A 15,317-nucleotide genomic window follows, 5' to 3' on the forward strand; every position below is an offset into this window, starting at 1 on the left:
CGCTGTCTCGAAGGATTGGCCGCTTGCTTAATCACAAGGTGCCGATCCTTCGAGACGGGCCTTGAGGCCCTCCTCAGGATGACGCCGTGGGTGGGCTGGCCCACCTTGTTCGGAGGAGAGAAGCCCTCCTCCGAAATTGAACACCTTAGTCGTAGGCGTAGTCCATGACGCGGGCGTTCATTTGGCCGTTGTCGGCATAGGGCATGTAGTCGCGCATCAGCTTGCGGTAGGCGAGGAAGCTTTCCGTGATGCGGACCACCAGTTCGTCGTCGCTGGCCCGAAGGTCCGCGATGACTTCGCCGGCGGCGTTGCCCATGGCGACGATGACGTCGTCCGGGAGTTTGCGCACCATCACGCCATGGTCGTTGACCAGCTGGGTCAGGGCCTGGGCGTGCTTGGTGTTGTACTCGGTGAGGACGTCGTTATAGAGGCTGGCGCAGGCACGCTGCACGGCTTCCTTCAGGTCGTCCGGCAGGTCGTTGTAAGCCTCGAGGTTGACGGCGCATTCTTCCGCGGAAGACGGCTCGCCGACACCCGGCCAGTAGTAGTTCTTGGCAATCTGGTAGTAGCCGAGCGCGCTGTCGGTCCACGGGCCGATGAACTCGCCGGCATCGAGTGCGCCGGACTGCAAGGCCTGGAACATGGCCGGGCCGCTCATGGCCTGGACGGCCATGCCGAGCTTGGAGCACATTTCAGAGGCAAGACCGGTCGAGCGGAACTTCAGGCCCTTCAGGTCGTCGACGCTGTTGATCTCGGTGCGGAACCAGCCGGCCCATTGCGGACCGGAGTTGCCGCACAGGAACGGCTTCAGGTTGAAGCGGGCATAGATCTCGTCATAAAGCGCCTGGCCACCGCCATGGATCAGCCAGCCGGCCTGTTCCGGCGCCGTCAGACCGAAGGGTTGGGAGCCGAACAAGAGGATGCCCTTGGACTTGGAACCCCAATAGGCAGGAACGGCGTGGTAGAGCTCGGCCGTGCCCTGGCCGACGGCATCGAAGACACCATTGCCCGGCACGATTTCACCGGCGGCGAAGAGCTTGACCTCGATGCGGCCGCCGGAGAGCGCGGTGATGCGGTCTGCCAGCATCTGGGCGGCAACGCCCGGGCCCGGCAGGTTCTTCGGCCAGGCGGTGACCATGCGCCACTGGCGCACGTCCTGGGCGATGGCAGGAGCTGCCAGCGTGGAGGCCGCGACGGCGGCGGTGCCGGTCGCGCCGGCTTTCAGGAAATCACGTCTTTTCATGGTATTACCCCTCAGTCACAGGTTATCGATCGGAACGTCCCGCCGTGCTTGATTATTTCCCCAAAATAGCCGGCAGGTTGAGCCCCTGTTCTTTCGCGCAGTCGAGCGCGATCTCGTAACCGGCATCGGCGTGACGCATCACGCCGGTGGCCGGATCGTTCCACAGCACGCGGCCGATACGCCGGTCGGCATCTTCGGTGCCATCGCAGCAGATGACCATACCCGAATGCTGCGAGAAGCCCATGCCGACACCGCCGCCATGGTGCAGCGACACCCAGGTCGCGCCGGAGGCGGTGTTGAGCAGGGCATTCAGAAGCGGCCAGTCGGAGACGGCGTCGGAGCCGTCCTGCATGGCCTCGGTCTCGCGGTTCGGCGAAGCGACGGAGCCTGAATCCAGGTGGTCGCGGCCGATTACGATCGGTGCTTTCAATTCGCCGTTGCGGACCATTTCGTTGAAGGCAAGGCCGAGGCGATGACGCTGACCGAGACCAACCCAGCAGATGCGCGCCGGCAGGCCCTGGAACGAAATGCGCTCGCGCGCCATGTCGAGCCAGTTGTGCAAGTGCTCGTCGTCCGGGATCAGTTCCTTCACCTTGGCGTCGGTCTTGTAGATGTCCTCCGGGTCGCCGGAGAGCGCGCACCAGCGGAACGGGCCGATGCCCCGGCAGAACAGCGGCCGGATATAGGCCGGCACGAAGCCCGGGAAGGCAAAGGCGTTTTCCAGGCCTTCTTCCATCGCCACCTGGCGGATGTTGTTGCCGTAGTCGAGGGTCGGCACACCCATGTTCCAGAAGTCGACCATGGCCGCGACATGCACTTTCATCGAGGCGCGGGCGGCTTTCTCGACCGCCTTCGGATCGGTTTCGGCCTTGGCGCGCCATTCGGCGACGGTCCAGCCCTGGGGCAAGTAGCCGTTGACCGGGTCATGGGCGGAGGTCTGGTCGGTGACGATGTCCGGCTTGACGCCGCGCTTGACCAGTTCGGAGAAGACGTCGGCGGCGTTGGCGATCAGCGCGACGGACTTGGCTTCGCCCGCATTGGTCCACTTTTCGATCAGCGCAAGGGCTTCATCGAGGGAGTGGGTCTTTTCGTCGACATAGCGCGTGCGCAGGCGGAAGTCGGCGCTCTTCTCGTCGCACTCGACGGCAAGGCAGCAGGCACCGGCCATGACGGCGGCAAGCGGCTGGGCGCCGCCCATGCCGCCGAGACCGCCGGTCAGGATCCAGCGTCCCTTGAGGTTGCCTTCGTAATGCTGGCGGCCGGCTTCCATGAAGGTCTCATAGGTGCCCTGCACGATGCCCTGCGTGCCGATATAGATCCATGAACCGGCAGTCATCTGGCCGTACATGGCCAGGCCCTTTTTATCGAGCTCGTGGAAATGGTCCCAGTTGGCCCAGTTCGGCACCAGGTTGGAATTGGCGATCAGAACCCGCGGTGCGTCCTTGTGGGTCTTGAAGACACCGACCGGCTTGCCGGACTGCACCAGAAGGGTCTCGTCTTCTTCCAGGCTCTTGAGGCTGGAGACGATGCGGTCGAAATCGTCCCAGGTGCGGGCCGCGCGGCCGATGCCGCCGTAGACCACCAGCTCATGCGGGTTCTCGGCGACATCCGGATGCAGGTTGTTCATCAGCATGCGCAGCGGCGCTTCGGTCAGCCAGGACTTGGTGTTGAGCTCTGTGCCGGTGGGCGGGAAGATGTCGCGGGCGTTGTGGCGCGGATTGGTCATGTGGGGCTCTCCCGGGTGTCTTGTTCGATTAGATAAGCTTGGGCGCCAGGGCTTCCAGCGCGCTCAGGATGTCTTGCAGATGCACACGCAGGCGCTCCGCCTTGGCCTCGTCATAGGCAAAGGGCGTGTCCTCGGTGGCCAGATGCGTCTTCTGGGCCAGCTCCATCTGGATGGCATGGAAGCCTTCCGATGGGCGGCCGTAGTGCCGGGTGGTCCAGCCGCCCTTGAAACGGCCATTCAGCACCGAGCTGTAGCCTTCGGCGGCGTTTGTGCGGCTGACGACGGCGGCCTCGATTTCGGGCGCGCAGGTGGTGCCGTTGTTGGTTCCGGTGTTGAAGTCGGGCAGGGGCCCTTCAAACAGGTATGGCACGACCGAGCGGATCGAGTGGCAGTCATAGAGGATGGCAACGCCATGCCTGGCCCGCACCCGGTCCAGCTCCGCTGCAAGCGCGGTGTGGTACGGGGCGTGCCAGGCAAGGCGCCGCGCTTCGATTTCGTCCGTCTCCGGTTCTTCGCCGGTGTGGTAGATGGGGCGTCCGTCGAAATCGGTGACCGGGCAAAGGGTTGTTGTGTTCTGGCCCGGGTAGAGCGAGACCCCTTCCGGGTCCCGGTTGGCGTCGATGACATAGCGGTGAAAGTTGGCTTTCACCATGCTCGCGCCGGGCAGGAGACCGGTATAGAGCCGGTCCACATGCCAGTCGGTGTCGGCCAGTTTCAGGCCGGTGTCGTTGAGCCTTGTGCGGATCGCCTCGGGCACGAAAGTGCCGGCATGGGGCACGCCGAGAACGACAGGGCCGTCACCCTTGAAAACCTCAACCGGCTGCATGGGTCTCTCCCAGCTCGATCATGTGCGCTGGCGATACGACCGAGGCGAGGGCGCGGGTGCGCACCAGCTCGGCGGCCTTGTCGAGATCCGGTGCCATGTAGCGGTCGGCGTCCAGGCTCGGCACGGTGTCCCGCAGCCGCGCCAGCACGGATTGCAGCGACGGGCTGGTGGTGAGCGGTGCCCGGTGCTCGATGCCCTCGGCGGCGCAGAGCAGTTCCACGCCGAGGATCTGGGAAAGGTTCGCGTTCATGCGGACAAGGCGCCGCGCGCCATGGGCGGCCATGGAGACATGGTCTTCCTGGTTGGCGCTGGTCGGGGTTGAGTCCGTCGAACACGGATTGGCGAGATGCTTGTTCTCGCTCATCAGGGCCGCCGTGGTGACTTCCGCGATCATCATGCCGGAATTCAGCCCCGGATCCTTGGCCAGGAACGGCGGCAGGTCGAAGGACAGGGTCGGGTCGACCATCAGCGCGACGCGGCGCTGGGCAATCGCGCCGAGTTCGGCAATCGCCAGCGCGATCTGGTCGGCGGCGAAGGCGACCGGCTCGGCGTGGAAATTGCCGCCGGACACGATCCGGCCGGCATCGATCAGCACCAAGGGATTGTCGGTCGCCGCATTGGCCTCGATCTCGAGCGTGCGGGCGGCCATGCGCAGAAGATCGACACAGGCACCGGCCACCTGCGGCTGGCAGCGTATGCAATAGGGGTCCTGGACGCGGGTGTCGCCCTCGCGGTGGCTTTCGCGGATTTCCGAGCCGTCCATGATCTGGCGCATGGCGCGGGCGACCTCGATCTGGCCGCGATGGCCGCGCAGCTCGTGGATCTCCGGCAGGAGCGGCGCGGTCGAGCCCATGATGGCGTCGGTGGACAGGCTTGCCGTGACCAGGGTCGCCTCCGCCAGGCGCCAGGCGTCGAAGAGGCCGGTCAGGGCACAGGCGGTCGAGAACTGGGTGCCGTTGATGAGGCCGAGGCCTTCCTTGGGCCCCAGCACCACCGGCTTGAGACCGGCCTTTGCCAGCGCTTCACCGCCGGGCATGCGCTCACCGCCGAATTCGGCTTCGCCTTCGCCGATCAGGACGGCGGTCATGTGGGCCAGCGGGGCAAGGTCGCCGGAGGCGCCGACGGAGCCCTGGGACGGGACCACCGGGGTGACGTTGTGCTGAAGACAATCCTCGATCAGCTTCAGCACGACCATACGCACGCCGGAAGCGCCGCGGCCGAGGGACAGAAGCTTCAGCACCATCATCAGCCGGGTGGTGGTGCGGTCGAGGGCCTCGCCGACCCCGCAGCAATGGGACAGGATCAGGTTGCGCTGGAGCGTCGCGGTGTCTTCCGCAGCGATCTTGACGCTGGCGAGCTTACCGAAACCGGTGTTGACGCCATAAACGGCTTCGCTTCCCCGTGCCGCCTCCGCGACCCGCTCGGAGGCCAGGTTGATGGCGGCTTCCGCGGTCCGGTCGATGGTGACGGGCAGTTCCGCCCGGTAGATGCGTTCCAGATCGGCCAGGGTGACAGAGCCCGGCGTCAGGGTCAGGGCGCTCATTCAGAGCCTCCAAAGATGCGTTTTTCGAGAGCGTTGAAACCGATCCGGTACGAAAGCTCCGCCGGATGGGAAATGTTCCAGATGGCGAGGTCCGCGCGTTTGCCGGCTTCCAGCGTGCCACGGTCCTCAAGACCGAGCGCCCTGGCGGCGAACCGTGTGACACCGGCAAGCGCTTCTTCCGGCGTCATCCGGAAGAGGGTGCAGCCCATGTTCATGGTGAGGAGCAGGGAGGCGAGCGGCGAGGAGCCCGGATTGCAGTCGGTCGCGAGCGCGATCGGCACCTTGTGTTGGCGCAGCAGCTCCATCGGCGGCATCTGGGTCTCGCGCAAGGTGTAGAACGCACCGGGCAGCAGCACGGCGACGGAACCGCTCTGGGCCATGGCGGCCACACCGGCTTCGTCGAGATATTCCAGGTGATCGGCCGACAGCGCGCCATAGGACGCGGCAAGGGCGGTGCCGCCGAGATTGGAGAGCTGCTCGGCATGCAGCTTTACCGGCAGGCCGAGTGCCTTCGCCTCGTCGAAAACCCGTTTGATCTGCTCCGGCAAAAAGGCAATGCCTTCGCAGAAACCGTCGACCGCATCGACCAGGCCTTCGCCATGGGCGGCCTCCAGCGTCGGCAGGCAGACCTCGTCGAGATAGGCGTCGGCCCGGTCCTTGTACTCGGCCGGAATGGCATGGGCGCCGAGGAAACTGGTCCTGACGGTGACCGGGCGTTCTTTGGCAATCCTTCGCGCCGTGCGCAGCATCCGGAGTTCAGCATCGGTGTCCAGGCCGTAGCCGGACTTGATCTCGAGAGCCGTGACACCTTCGGCGATCAGCGCGTCGACCCGGGTGAGGGCGGCGGTGAGCAGCTCTTCCTCGCTGGCAGCGCGGGTCGCCTTGACAGTGGAAACGATGCCGCCGCCGGCGCGGGCGACTTCCTCGTAGGTGGCGCCTTGAAGGCGCATCTCGAATTCACGGGCCCGGTCGCCGCCAAAAACCACATGGGTGTGGCAGTCGATGAGGCCGGGGGTGACAAGGCGACCGCCAAGGTCCTCGCGCGGCAGGTCCGCGGTGTCGGCAGGAAGATCAACTGCCTTGCCGACAAAGGAGATGTGTTCCTTGTCGATCACCAGTGCGCCGTCGTCGATCATGCCATAGGGCGCATCGCTCTCGGCAAGCGTCACCAGTCTGGCATTGGTGAGAAGGCGTTTGGTCACGGTCAACTCCGGCTTGATTAGATTGCGTTATAAGATAATATGCATGCACATATTAACGTGTCAACGGAGGAATAGCGGGCATGTCGACAGTTTCTGGCGCGACGGTTTTTGCGGAAAAGGCACTGCTGCCGGGTGGCTGGGCGGAAAATGTCGCGGTGGTCTTTGATGCCGACGGCCGGATCCTATCCGTTGAGCGTGATACGGCCGCGACAGGGCAGTCTGTCGGTATCCTGCTGCCGGCGCCGAGCAACCTGCACAGCCACGCCTTCCAGCGCGCCATGGCCGGCATGAGCGAGCGGCGCGGCAACGAGCCGCGCGACAGTTTCTGGACCTGGCGCCAGATCATGTTCCGGTTTCTGGATGCGCTGACGCCGGAAGATGTCGAGGCGATCGCCGCCTTCGTGCAGATGGAAATGCTGGAGGCGGGCTATGCCGCCGTCGGTGAATTCCATTATCTGCACCACCAGCCGGGCGGAGCGCCCTACGACAATCTGGCGGAGCTCTCCGAACGCATCATCGCAGCGGCGGCAGGCACCGGCATCGGCCTGACCCATCTGCCCGTTCATTACCAGTATGGCGGCTGCGACAAGCGCCCGCTGGCTGCGGGCCAGATCCGCTTCGGCAATGACACCGAGCGGTTCAGCAAGCTGCATGAACTGGCCGCAAAGGCGCTGAAGACCCTGCCGGAAGACGCCGTCATCGGTGTCGCGCCGCATTCCCTGCGCGCGGTCGATCACGACGGCCTCAAGAGCGCCGTCGCGCTTGCCGGCTCCAACCCGCTGCACATGCATCTCGCCGAGCAGATCCCGGAAGTGGACGAAGTTCTGGCGGCCTGGGGCCAGCGCCCGGTCGAGTGGCTTCTGTCCCATCACGACGTCGGCCGGAACTGGTGTCTGATCCACTGCACCCAGATGACCCCGGCCGAAACAGAGGGCCTGGCGAAAGCCAGCGCGGTTGCCGGTCTTTGCCCGATCACCGAATCCAGCCTTGGCGACGGCATTTTCGACGGCGTGAATTACCTGTCTCATGGCGGTCGCTTCGGCGTCGGCTCGGATTCCAACATCCGGATCGCGCTCTCCGAAGAACTCCGGACCCTGGAATATTCCCAGCGCCTGCGCGACACCTGCCGGGCCTCGGTGGCCACCAGAGAAAAGTCCACCGGCCGGGTGCTGTTTGACGGCACTGTAGCCGGCGGCGCCCAGGCCATCGGGCGCCGGTCCGGTGCCATCGAGGCAGGGTGCTACGCTGATCTGCTGGCACTCGACAGCAAGGCCATCGATCTGGAAGGCCGCGAAGGCGACGAAATTCTCGATGCCTGGATCTTCGCCGGCGACGACCGCATGGTCAAAGAGGTCTGGTCCGCCGGCCGCCATGTTGTTTCGGACGGAAACCATGTAAAAGGCGAGGCCATCCGCGCCAGATACAGAGCCACCATGGCCTCTTTGCGCGGCCGGCTTTGAATGATGACTTTGACGGGACCTACTGAGACTTGACGCTGACCGACACAAATTCCTGGACCGGCATTCGCGAGGAGCTGCTGCGGCGGATCCACGAGCGGGTCTGGCAGCCGGGCGAGCAGATCCCGCATGAAGCGGATCTCGCCGAGGAATTCGGCTGCGCCCGCACCACGGTCAACCGGGCCCTCAGGGATCTTGCGGAAAGCGGCCTGGTGGTGCGCAAGCGCCGGGCGGGCACGCGGGTCGCGCTCAACCCGCCGCAGCGGGCGACGCTCACCATCCCGATCATCCGCGAGGAAGTCGAGGCGCTCGGCCGCTCCTATTCCCACAGCCTGCTGGAGCGCGACCTGCGCCCGCTGCCGCCAATGCTGCACGGCGCCTTTCAGGTGAGCCTCGGTGAGGACGTGCTCTTTTTAAAGACGCTGCATTTCGCCGATGACCGTCCTTACGCTTTCGAGGAGCGCTACATCAATCTCGCCGCGGCGCCCACGGCCCGCGACATGACGTTCAACGACGTCACCGCCAACGAATGGCTGGTCCACAACGCGCCCTACAGCCACGGTGACATTTCCTTCTTCGCAGTCAATGCCGACAAGACGCTGTCGAAAAAACTCGATGCGGCCAAGGGCAGTGCCCTCTTCGCCATGGAACGCATCACCTGGGCCGGCGAGCTGCCGATCACCCATGTGCGCATGATCTTTGCGCCGGGCTACCGGATGCGGACGGAAATCTAGAGGGCGCGCGTTCGCGCGCCCTCCACCCCGTTTAAGACCAGGTCACGGCTTTGTTCAGCGAAAGGCCCGTTCCGCCGATTGGGGCCGCGCCGTATGGACCGCTTCGATCATGATGATTTCACGGTGCCAACAGAGGCTTGCCCGATCTGATGACTTTTGGGTCGTGGTTTCACCGCGAACAGGTGTTTCCGTCACATTGCTTCAAAATCAAAGGAGTGTGTGTTCGGGATAATCTTCCAATCCGTGCCGTCGGCCGCGTGCAGTATCGGGACATTGTCTCCTATTCGGCCAATTCCCAAGCTGCCGAGCCACCAGTTGTTGCTTCCCAGAGTATGTCCTTGACCAAGGAAGATGTCCTGTGTTGCGCCATTGGGATAGGAAAGCCGAAGCTGGAAGCAAAAATTCAACTCATCGGGCAGGTAAGCGTTGTGGGTGACTGCTATGGCGTGTTGCCAATCATTGTTGCACCAGCCTTTGAAGGTTTCAGCGACTTGTCCGCTGCCTTCGCGATCACAGATCAGGTTGACGTCGACTGTCTCATTTACATAATGGACATCTGGTTTGTCGCATGGCTGACCGGGTGTGCAATCTAGAGTTTTGTCGATGTATTCAACTTTTGTGAAAACATCCGGTCGATTGAAAATCAGTGTGCAATTGTTTTTGTCTGACATGTTTCACTCCCCCCATTTTTTAGTTGCCGAAACACGCTGCGCGCGAATCTAGTTGCAGTCAATCAATTTTCGCGGGAAGAGTTTTTTGATGATGTATCTCTATGTATTCTTGTTTCCATGATGGCGGTGAAGGCAGGGGAGGCTGTGTTAAAAATACATTTTTATTGAATGAAATTCTTGAAACTAAGGGATTTTCCAGGGTGGCGTCACCGTTTGATTGATGGCGTCTTTTGTGTGTCGCCAAAACCGCTTATTTGCTGGCGGCCGTTCCGCGGCAAGACTTTTGAAGTCGTTTTCCAATTCTGGAAAGATGGACTGGAGGGGGTAAAGTCACCGCATTTGAATGGCTGATTCCGTATGCCCCCAGCAGCCACGGCGACAGCTCCTTCTTCGCCGTCCATGCCGACAAGACCCCATCGGAAAACCGGATGCGGCCAAGGGCAACCCGCTCTCGGCCATTCAAGCTCGAGCTCGCGTCGATTCACGGAAGGTTACCCTCCAATCCCTGAAACGGGGAAGAGCTCTATTGTTGGATCAGTCCTGCCGCGTAAGCAATTGCACGCTGGTAGTTGCCGCTGTCGTTCCACGCCGACAGGACACGGAAATTGGCCGTGCCTTCGCCGAAGGGCCGTCCGGACTGCCAGCCGTTCCGGCGCAGCATGTTCGCGGCCGTTGCAAGCGCGTCGGCAGCATTGTTGGGGTCGGTGCGGCCGTCGCGATTGCCGTCCACGGCGTAGCGGCTCCAGTTGCCGGCCAGGAACTGCATGTGCCCCAGTTCACCCGATGGGCCGCCACGGCTGTTGCCTGTCAGAAGCCCCTGGTCGACCATTTGCAGGGCCGCGATCGCATCGTCTTCAAATCGCGGAGACCGGCGGCAATAGGACGCCAGGGTCACGGCGCCGCTGACGACAGGCGTTTTCCCCGTGTATCCGCCCCAGCCGGTCTCATAGCCCCAGATCGCCACCAGGACGGATCCCGGCACGCCGTAGCGCTTTTCGATAGACCGGAACAGCCTTGCGTTTTGGTTGAGCCGTTGCCTGGCTCCCGAGACAAACGAATTCACGCTTGAAAACCGGCTTTTCAGGAATTGTTCCGGACTGCGATAGCGCATGCTGGATTGCGAGGACGGGCTGGATTCAAACTTCCACGTGATTCCGGAGAGCTTGGCCTGCTGCAGCGCCTGCAGACCGCGCCGCCCGACACCGGCGTTTGCCGCCTGTTGCGCCAGTTGCTGCTTGTAGGCTTGAAACTGTCCCTTGCTGGTGATGCAGGAGGCTGCCAGGGCCGGTGTTGCCAGCAGCATCGCGGAGGCGATCACCATGGATCGCAAAATGGTCTGTCCTGGTGTCAAATCAATCTCCATCAATCCGGATGAGCCAAGGTCAAGCTGACAGGCTTTTGTACTTGATGTTCATATTTCCACTTATGGCAATTAGGATCTAGAGCGACGAAGGCCAGGTGCCCTGATATCCCCGAAGATCACTTTTTGCGGTCTGGCCTGAGGCTCAATAGTCTTCCGTTTGAGCGCGGTATCTGCCGGTTGATGGCGCTGAGACCGAAGCCTGGAGGGGCGATGGCTGGAGTTTTTCGGCTGCTGCGCCGCTGTCACAGCGCATCGGTGCCCGTGTCCATCAGAATGTAGACGCCCGCCGCAATCATCACAAAGGGCGTCAGTCGCTGTAGCTTACGCATCGCCTCCTCGCTGAAGCCGAGGCTGCGGGATAACAGGGAACCGGATGCCAACAGGATACAAACGGCCAGCAAGGCGCCGATCAGGACCAGGTGGTCGAAGGTCTCTCTGCTGTCGGCAAAGAACGCAGCAAGCAGAACCAGGGTGTCGGTGCTGAGAGCGACAAACACCACCGCCGCACCGAGCGGGTTTTCATTCGTTCCAGGCGAGCTGCCAGAGGTCTCGGAGAATTCGCGGCGTAGCTGATAAAGCCCGAGGACTATCGGTGCCAGTCCGAGCCATCCGACAAGATGCACAGGCAGTCCGGAGGCAAACGCACCGGTCGCAAAGGCGGCCACGATGACAGTCGCCTGGGCGATCAGAAAGCTTAGGCTTGTCTGTTTCCACTTGCCGGAGGCCGACAGGGCGACAAACACCATGAGGCCGTCAATGTTGGTCAGCACATACGCGAGTGTAACAGAGCCAGAGAGAGCGAGTTCAGCCACGATACCTGCGTTTTCCAGTCTTTCCAAGCGGTGAGGAACCGTCCGGGGTCTTCAGAAGGGCGCACGGTATTCGGATTCCGCTCCGCGTGAAAGAGGGGTGGATCGGCTGTTCCCGGGAGCGCGTTGACGAATGTCTGTCACCGCGCACAAAACCAAGCAACAATCAGCATTCATCAATCAGGACATGCCTTTGGCGCGAATTATGCGCTGGGGTCCGGATCTGGACATGCAGCTGCACTGCAGCCCGCCCGGATTGACGACCGAGAAGCTTTCCCAAACAAAAACGCCCTCTCCATCCGGAAAGGGCGTTTTGCGTTTCACGAGACCAGCGAGCCGATCAGTCGATGGTCGATCCCTCTTCGTCCCGCTTCATGTGTTTCATCCGCGCCTTCAGCACGCGGCCGAAGATGATCGGCAGGACGAAACCGATGATGGCGAGGGCCCAGAGGGTGAGGGAGAGCGGGCTGTCGACCAGGGTCCACCAGTTGCCGTTGTCGATGGTGATCGCCCGGCGCAGGTTGTTCTCCATGGAATTGCCGAGCAGTGTGCCGAGGATGATCGGCACCAGGGGAATGTCGAGCTTGCGCAGGATCCAGCCCATGACGCCGAAGCCGATCATGACAAGCAGGTCGAAGGACGAGCCTGAGATGCCATAGATGCCGACAAAGCTGACCATGGCGACAATCGGCATCAGGATGCGCGGCGGGATCAGCAGTACCCGGGTGAACAGGCCAATCATCGGGATGTTCATGGCCAGCAGCATGAAGTTGGCGATGAACAGCGCCGCGATCAGGCCCCAGACCACATCCGGCTGCTGGGTGAAGAGCAGCGGGCCCGGGGTGATGTTGAGGGCGAGCAGGACGGCGAGCAGCACGGCGGTGGTGCCGGAGCCGGGAACGCCGAGCGCCAGCATCGGCACCAGCGCGCCGCCGGCGGCGGCGTTGTTGCCGGCTTCCGGGGCGGCGACACCGCGCGGGTCGCCCGTGCCGAAGGTGCCATCCTTGTCGACCAGCTTCTTTTCCATCGTGTAGGAAATGAACGAGCCGAGCGAGGCGCCGGCGCCGGGCAGCACGCCCGCGATGAAGCCGAGGAAGCTGGTGCGCAGCATGGTCGGGGTGCAGTATTTGATCAGCGACCAGCTCGGCATCATCCTGCCGACGGAGACCTTGTGGCCGGCGGCGTCGGCATCGCCGTGGCGGTGCTCCAGGAACAGGAACACTTCCGACAGGGCGAACAGGCCGACAATGGCGACCAGGAAGTCGATGCCGTCATAAAGATGGACTTCGCCGAAGGTGAAGCGCGGCACACCGGTCTGGGTGTCGACGCCGACGGTGGCAAGGCCGATGCCGAGCGCGGCGGCAATTGCGGTCTTGGCCTGGTTGGTCGAGGCAACGCCGCCAAGGGTGGCGAAGGCGAGGGTGAAGAGAGCGAAATATTCGGCCGGGCCGAACAGCAGTGCGATCTTGACCAGCTGCGGCGCCAGCAGGATCAGGCCCCAGGTCGCCAGGAACGCGCCGACGAAGGAGGCGATGCCGGAGAGTGCGAGCGCTTCACCGGCCCGCCCGGCCTTGGCCATCGGATAGCCGTCGAGACAGGTCATCATCGCCGGTTCATCGCCGGGAATGTTCAAGAGGATCGACGATATGCGGCCGCCATACATGGCGCCGTAATAGACCGAGGTCAGAAGGATCAGCGCGGGCGTCGCGCCGAGGCCGAGCGTGAAGGCGAGCGGGATCAGGATGGCGACGCCGTTGGACGGGCCAAGGCCGGGCAGGGCGCCCATCATGGTGCCGAGGAAGCAGCCGAGCAGGGCCAGCAGCAGGTTCTGCCAGGTCAGCGCGATGACGAAGCCGTCAGCCAGGGAGCCGAGAGTTTCCATGGGATCTGCTCCTTAGAAGCCGAGGGGGCCCTTGGCCAGCGACAGGCCAAGAACGAGATGGAAGACGGCGTAGATGCCGGCGGAGGTCAGGCAGCCGGAAACGACCGAGGAGATCGGCCGCGTGCCGAGGCGCCAGGTGAGATAGGTGGCGGCGAGCGCGGTGGCGATCACGAAGCCGAGTTCGGGCAGGAAGATCGCGTAGAGGATCATCACCACGATGGCCGCGCCGACTTCCAGGAAGCGCATCAGGGAGGGCCATTCCGGCGCAGCGTCCGGCTTGGCGATGACGGCGATCGAAGCTAAGCCCAGAACGGCCGCGATGATCAGGGGAAAGGCTTTCGGTCCGACGGCGTCGGACAGGAAGCTTTCTTCGATGGTAAGAGCGGCCCAGGCATATCCGAGTGCAAGGAGTAGCCCGACCACGCCGAAGATGCGGTCGCTCATGGTTTCCTTCCCTTGGCGGCTCTTCCCCAACCGGTGGCCGCTATTGTTTGATTGTTGAACGGCGGCTTCACTGTGCCACCGGGGGCGCCGACAATCCAGACCGGAAACCCGGCCGGTGATCCCGGAGCGCGCAGGTAAAAGCGCTGATAAGGCATTTCGAGATTTCGAAACCCTCTCGTTCGTCATCCCGGACGGAGCATCGCGAAGATCCTGGATCTGTGAGCCGTGGTCTCGATGAAATTCGAAGACCTTGGGGCTCTCCGGTCCCGGCTCGCGCGATGCTTGGCCGGGATGACGCTATGGAGAGGGGACTGGTTCTCAATGTTCGGGGCGCGGTTGCCCGCGCCCCGTGGTCGAGGTCGTTCGGATCGGTTTTACTTGATGATGCCGATTTCCTTGGAGATGCCCTGGATCTGGTTGACCGAGTTGGCAACGAATTCCTGGAAGGCATCGCCCTGCAGATCGAGCGGCGCCAGGCCGTTGGCGGCCATGATGCCTTTCCACTCGTCGCTGGCATATAGCTCTGCGATCTTGGAGACCCAGGCGTTGTAGGCTTCGTCGGACATGCCGCCCGGAGCGTAGAATCCGCGCCAGTTGGCACCGATGGCGTCGACGCCCTGTTCCTTGGCGGTCGGGAAGTCGGCGAATTCACCCGGCAGGCGCTCCGGTGCCAGCACCGCGATCACCTTGATGTCGCCGCTGTCGACAAAACCCTTGGCTTCGGAAATGTCGCCGGTGAAGGCCTGAACGCTGTCGGCCAAGAGCTGGGTGACAGCTTCGCCGCCGCCGTCAAAGGCGATGTACTTGACCGAGCGCACATCGTCGATGCCATAGGCATTGGCCGCGATCAGAACCTTCAGGTGGTCCCAGCCACCCACGGCGGAACCGCCGGCAACGGACACCGACTTCGGATCGGTCTTGATCTTCTCAAGCAGCTCGGGGAGCGTGTTGATCGGGCTGTTGGCGGCAACGGCAATCACGCCGTAGTCGGCGCCGATGGAGGCGAGCCAGCGGACCTGGTCCATGGTGTTGCCCGGATAGGCGCCCTGGGCGAGACGGGTCGCGGTGGCCGAGGAAGCTGCCACGATCAGGTCGTTGGAATCGCCGCGCTTGTTGACCACTTCGGCAAAGGCCACGCCGCCGCCGCCGCCGGCGAGGTTGACGACCTGCATGGTTTTGTCGAGCAGCTTCAGGTCCTGCAGGGACTTGCCGACCTGGCGGCAGGTGAAGTCCCAGCCACCGCCCGGGTTGGCCGGTGCGATGCACTCGGGATTTTCCGGAGAGAAATCCTGGGCGGCAACGCCGAAGGCGGATGCGCCGAGAAAAGCGGCCGCCAGCAGAAGGCGGGTCGGTTTGAATGCCATGATGTGTTTCCTCCACATGAAGTCAGGCTTTGACTGAGCCCTTTTGATCCGTT

At 63.1% G+C, this 15,317-nt stretch carries 13 protein-coding genes; 2 read left to right on the top strand and 11 right to left on the bottom strand.

Translation table 11 applies throughout. The features are described 5' to 3' along the window. Positions 1-145: 145 nt before the first annotated feature. Genes M0H32_RS12370 through hutI form a run of 5 tightly spaced genes read right to left on the bottom strand, consistent with a single transcriptional unit; the run spans position 146 to position 6,546 of the window. On the bottom strand, positions 146-1,243 hold the full coding sequence (locus M0H32_RS12370) for a TRAP transporter substrate-binding protein (RefSeq protein WP_248154355.1): 1,098 nt from the start codon (positions 1,241-1,243) through the stop codon (positions 146-148). Positions 1,244-1,295: 52 nt separating this feature from the next. Continuing rightward, a complete protein-coding gene (gene hutU, locus M0H32_RS12375; protein WP_248154357.1) occupies positions 1,296-2,969 on the bottom strand; it encodes a urocanate hydratase in 1,674 nt (557 codons plus the stop codon). A 28-nt stretch (positions 2,970-2,997) separates the two neighbouring features. Further along, positions 2,998-3,795 carry an N-formylglutamate deformylase gene (gene hutG, locus M0H32_RS12380; RefSeq protein ID WP_248154359.1) on the bottom strand — a complete coding sequence of 266 codons (798 nt, stop codon included), beginning with the start codon at positions 3,793-3,795 and terminating at the stop codon, positions 2,998-3,000. Continuing rightward, on the bottom strand, positions 3,782-5,338 hold the full coding sequence (gene hutH / locus M0H32_RS12385) for a histidine ammonia-lyase (protein ID WP_248154361.1): 1,557 nt from the start codon (positions 5,336-5,338) through the stop codon (positions 3,782-3,784). The genes hutG and hutH overlap by 14 nt, the downstream gene beginning before the upstream one ends. Further along, complete coding sequence (gene hutI, locus M0H32_RS12390) at positions 5,335-6,546, bottom strand: imidazolonepropionase (RefSeq protein WP_282449338.1); 1,212 nt, start codon at positions 6,544-6,546, stop codon at positions 5,335-5,337. The genes hutH and hutI overlap by 4 nt, the downstream gene beginning before the upstream one ends. A gap of 74 nt (positions 6,547-6,620) precedes the next feature. Between hutI and M0H32_RS12395 the strand changes: the two genes are divergently transcribed. Both M0H32_RS12395 and hutC read left to right on the top strand, forming a co-directional pair. Beyond that, positions 6,621-8,000: a formimidoylglutamate deiminase gene (locus M0H32_RS12395; protein WP_248154365.1), complete on the top strand. Its 1,380-nt coding sequence runs from the start codon at positions 6,621-6,623 to the stop codon at positions 7,998-8,000. A gap of 29 nt (positions 8,001-8,029) precedes the next feature. Further along, positions 8,030-8,731, top strand: coding sequence for a histidine utilization transcriptional repressor HutC (gene hutC, locus M0H32_RS12400; protein WP_248154367.1), 702 nt, complete (start codon positions 8,030-8,032; stop codon positions 8,729-8,731). 191 nt (positions 8,732-8,922) lie between these two features. Here hutC and M0H32_RS12405 read toward each other — a convergent pair whose 3' ends face one another. The 6 genes from M0H32_RS12405 to M0H32_RS12430 all read right to left on the bottom strand — a co-directional run bounded on the left by M0H32_RS12405 (position 8,923) and on the right by M0H32_RS12430 (position 15,264). Continuing rightward, positions 8,923-9,402, bottom strand: a complete 480-nt coding sequence (locus M0H32_RS12405) for a hypothetical protein (RefSeq protein ID WP_248154369.1) — start codon at positions 9,400-9,402, stop codon at positions 8,923-8,925. A gap of 523 nt (positions 9,403-9,925) precedes the next feature. Further along, positions 9,926-10,753, bottom strand: coding sequence for a lytic murein transglycosylase (locus M0H32_RS12410; protein ID WP_248154371.1), 828 nt, complete (start codon positions 10,751-10,753; stop codon positions 9,926-9,928). A 254-nt stretch (positions 10,754-11,007) separates the two neighbouring features. Further along, complete coding sequence (locus M0H32_RS12415; RefSeq protein ID WP_248154373.1) at positions 11,008-11,577, bottom strand: hypothetical protein; 570 nt, start codon at positions 11,575-11,577, stop codon at positions 11,008-11,010. Between the two features lie 337 nt (positions 11,578-11,914). Next, entirely contained in the window at positions 11,915-13,456 is a 1,542-nt protein-coding gene (locus tag M0H32_RS12420) for a tripartite tricarboxylate transporter permease (RefSeq protein WP_248154375.1), read from the bottom strand. 12 nt (positions 13,457-13,468) lie between these two features. After that, positions 13,469-13,900: a tripartite tricarboxylate transporter TctB family protein gene (locus M0H32_RS12425; RefSeq protein ID WP_248154377.1), complete on the bottom strand. Its 432-nt coding sequence runs from the start codon at positions 13,898-13,900 to the stop codon at positions 13,469-13,471. Positions 13,901-14,274: 374 nt separating this feature from the next. Next, positions 14,275-15,264: a Bug family tripartite tricarboxylate transporter substrate binding protein gene (locus M0H32_RS12430; protein ID WP_248154379.1), complete on the bottom strand. Its 990-nt coding sequence runs from the start codon at positions 15,262-15,264 to the stop codon at positions 14,275-14,277. Positions 15,265-15,317: the final 53 nt, after the last annotated feature.

It is taken from the genome of Roseibium sediminicola, assembly GCF_023156505.1.
In the GTDB taxonomy this organism is placed as follows: Bacteria; Pseudomonadota; Alphaproteobacteria; order Rhizobiales; family Stappiaceae; genus Roseibium; species Roseibium sediminicola.

Excerpts from the sequence above, each read along its gene's own strand:
- M0H32_RS12425 (WP_248154377.1), bottom strand. The coding sequence starts at position 13,900 with ATGAGCGACCGCATCTTCGGCGTGGTCGGGCTACTCCTTGCACTCGGA.
- M0H32_RS12370 (WP_248154355.1), bottom strand. The coding sequence starts at position 1,243 with ATGAAAAGACGTGATTTCCTGAAAGCCGGCGCGACCGGCACCGCCGCC.
- M0H32_RS12420 (WP_248154375.1), bottom strand. The coding sequence starts at position 13,456 with ATGGAAACTCTCGGCTCCCTGGCTGACGGCTTCGTCATCGCGCTGACC.
- M0H32_RS12405 (WP_248154369.1), bottom strand. The coding sequence starts at position 9,402 with ATGTCAGACAAAAACAATTGCACACTGATTTTCAATCGACCGGATGTT.
- M0H32_RS12430 (WP_248154379.1), bottom strand. The coding sequence starts at position 15,264 with ATGGCATTCAAACCGACCCGCCTTCTGCTGGCGGCCGCTTTTCTCGGC.
- M0H32_RS12395 (WP_248154365.1), top strand. The coding sequence starts at position 6,621 with ATGTCGACAGTTTCTGGCGCGACGGTTTTTGCGGAAAAGGCACTGCTG.
- hutH (WP_248154361.1), bottom strand. The coding sequence starts at position 5,338 with ATGAGCGCCCTGACCCTGACGCCGGGCTCTGTCACCCTGGCCGATCTG.
- hutG (WP_248154359.1), bottom strand. The coding sequence starts at position 3,795 with ATGCAGCCGGTTGAGGTTTTCAAGGGTGACGGCCCTGTCGTTCTCGGC.
- hutU (WP_248154357.1), bottom strand. The coding sequence starts at position 2,969 with ATGACCAATCCGCGCCACAACGCCCGCGACATCTTCCCGCCCACCGGC.